At 71.6% G+C, this 2568-nt stretch carries 2 protein-coding genes; both read right to left on the bottom strand.

Annotated features, from left to right (window positions below):
* Nucleotides 1–143: 143 nt before the first annotated feature.
* Nucleotides 144–1610 carry an MFS transporter gene (locus ACFTZL_RS43850; protein ID WP_382595918.1) on the bottom strand — a complete coding sequence of 489 codons (1467 nt, stop codon included), beginning with the start codon at nucleotides 1608–1610 and terminating at the stop codon, nucleotides 144–146.
* 131 nt (nucleotides 1611–1741) lie between these two features.
* Nucleotides 1742–2437 carry an HAD family hydrolase gene (locus tag ACFTZL_RS43845; protein ID WP_382595916.1) on the bottom strand — a complete coding sequence of 232 codons (696 nt, stop codon included), beginning with the start codon at nucleotides 2435–2437 and terminating at the stop codon, nucleotides 1742–1744.
* Nucleotides 2438–2568 lie beyond the last annotated feature (131 nt).

The raw sequence follows: 2568 nt of genomic DNA, 5'->3' as shown, positions 1-2568 counted from the left end.
CAGCAGAGCGGGACGATTCCGACGCAGCCCGGGCCCAGAGGGGTTGCCGAGCAGCAGGAGGCCGCCAAGCCGGCGGACGCCACGGCCCCGAAGCCATGGGGTCCGGCCCGTTCTCTTCGGAAGGGCGTTCTTTTCGGAGGGGTCTACCCGTCCTGGGCGGTGGAGGACTGGTCCAGGTCACGGTCGCGGACCATGGTGAAGATGGCGACCGCGCCGGCGAGGGCCACGCAGGCCAGCACCACGTAGACGACGTTCCACCCGTGCTGGAGACCCTGTACCGCCCGGTCCACCAGGTCCTGTCCGCCGCTCTCGCGCACGGAACCCAGACGGCCCTGGACCACGTCGTCGGCCATCGCGCCACTGGCGCCACCTCCGGTGCCCGACAACTGCTGACGGGTCGAGGTGAGCAGCAGCCCGCCCACACACGCGACGCCGATCGTCTCGCCGGCGACCCGGAGGGTGTTGAACATGCCCGACGCCATACCGCTGCGCTCGGCCGGCACCACGCTGACCGCCGCGTTGTCCATGACGCCGAAGGCGAGTCCGATGCCGACCCCCGCCAGCAGCAGCGCCGCGTACAGCCCGGTGCGGGACGACAGCGGGTCGGTGAACGTCATCAGCAGCAGCGCGACGGCCAGCACCGCCGGTCCGACGGCGAGCAGCAGCCGCACCGACAGCAGCCGCACCAGCGTGCCGGTGAACAGCGGCAGGATGAAGACCGGCAGCGTCAGCGGCAGCAGCATCGCACCGGACATCGTCGACCCCGCGCCGCCCGCGCCCTGGAAGTAGGGCGGCAGGTAGACCAGCAGGGCCGCGAACGCGAAGACGATGCTGACCGGCTGCCAGATGATGGCGACGAACGTGGGCCGCCGCAGCAGGCTCAGGTCGAACATCGGCTCGGCGACGCGCAGTTCGACCACGACGAACAGGGCGAGGAACAGCGCCGCACCCGCGAAGGAGCCGAGTGTGACGATTCCGCCCCACCCCTGCGAGGGTCCCTCGACGAAGCCGAGGGCGAGCAGCATGAGGGCCAGGGTGAAGGTCAGCACCCCGGGCAGGTCGATGCGCCGCGCACCCGGGTTCTTCGACTCGGGCAGCGGCCGGGCCAGGACGAGCACGATCGCGCCGAGCAGGACGTTGACCAGGAACACGGCGTGCCAGGACGCCACTCCCACCAGCAGGCCGGACACGAACGGCCCCATCGCCAGGCCGAAGCCGATCGACGCGCCGAAGATACCGAAGGCCCTGGCCCGGGCAGCCCCGCTGAACGTGTGGGCGAGCAGCGCGGAACCGCTGGTCAGCACCGCTGCCGCGCCCATGCCCTGAACGAAGCGCGCCAGGTCCACGAGCAGGATGGTGGGGGCGGTGCCCGCGACGAGCGAGGCCAGCGCGAAGACGGTCGTGCCGCTCAGGAACAGCCGGCGGCGCCCGAAGAGGTCGGCCGCGGAACCGGCCGCCAGCATGAAGGCGGTGAACGCCACGTTGTAGGCGTTCAGCACCCACTGGGTGGAGGCGGCCGAGGCGTGCAGCGCGCCGGACATGTCGGCGAGGGCGACGCCCGGCCCTGTGACGGAGATGGGCAGCATCACGGCGGCCAGAGCGATGGCCACCAGCACCCGAGTGGGGCCGACGGCACTGTCTGCCCCGGGGGCGGTCTCCGGGGGGACGGTCCTGGGTGGTGACAGCTCGGAATCAACAGGTGACTGGGACATCGGAACCTATCGGGGGAGGGGGGAGTTTGTCAGAGCCGGGAGGCCGGCGAGGCATCCTGGGCGGTGAGAAGAGCGCCGAGTTCCGCGAACGTGCTCACCCGCGCGTCGATGAAGGACCCGAACGCCGACACGTCGTCGTCCGAGAAGACAGCGCCGCGCATCAGCACCGTGCGCAGCCCCGCGATCTTGGCCGCGCGCAGGGCGAGCGGGGAGTCGTCCACCAGCAGCCACTGCCCCGGATCCACCTCGCCCTCGGTCGCGAGCAGCGCCGCGTAGGTGTCCGGATCGGCCTTGGAGGCGTGGTCGAGCGCCACATAGTCCTCGGGTCCGAACAGGCCGTCGAGCAGCGAGCGACGCGCGGTGGTGCGGTCCATCGTGGAGAACACCCGCAACCGCACGCCCCGCTCCCGCTGCTGCGCGCAGAACACCTCCACGCCCTCGCCGAGGGCCAGCGGCGTGCCCTGGACGGAGGTCAGCGACCTGAGCGCGTCGATCTCGGCGTTCAGGTGCTGCTCGATACCGAGGCCCGCGAACAGCACCCGCAGGCTCTCCCGTTGGGGAAAGGTGCTGATGGCCTTGAACTGCGTGACCGTCGCCTCGATCGGCAACTCGGTGTAACGGTTGATGCCCTCGTGCAGGGCGAGCAGCAGCAGGCTCGACGCGTTCAGGCTCAGCACTCCGTCGAAGTCCAGCAGCACGGTCTGCGGGGATGCGGCGCGGTCCAAGGCGTAACTCCTGGGTGGGTGAAGGGAGGCGCGGCCGGGAGGGCCGGGACCGCGCGGGGCGGGGGAGGGGCACCGGCGGTGCCGGACGGGCCGGGTGGCGGCCGGTCCGGCACACGGGACGGCGCGTCGGC

Source organism: Streptomyces sp. NPDC056948 (genome assembly GCF_042674225.1).
Lineage (GTDB): Bacteria > Actinomycetota > Actinomycetes > Streptomycetales > Streptomycetaceae > Streptomyces > Streptomyces purpurascens.
The sequence above is the reverse complement of the archived record's forward strand: the minus strand, read 5'-3'. Positions and strand labels throughout refer to the sequence as shown.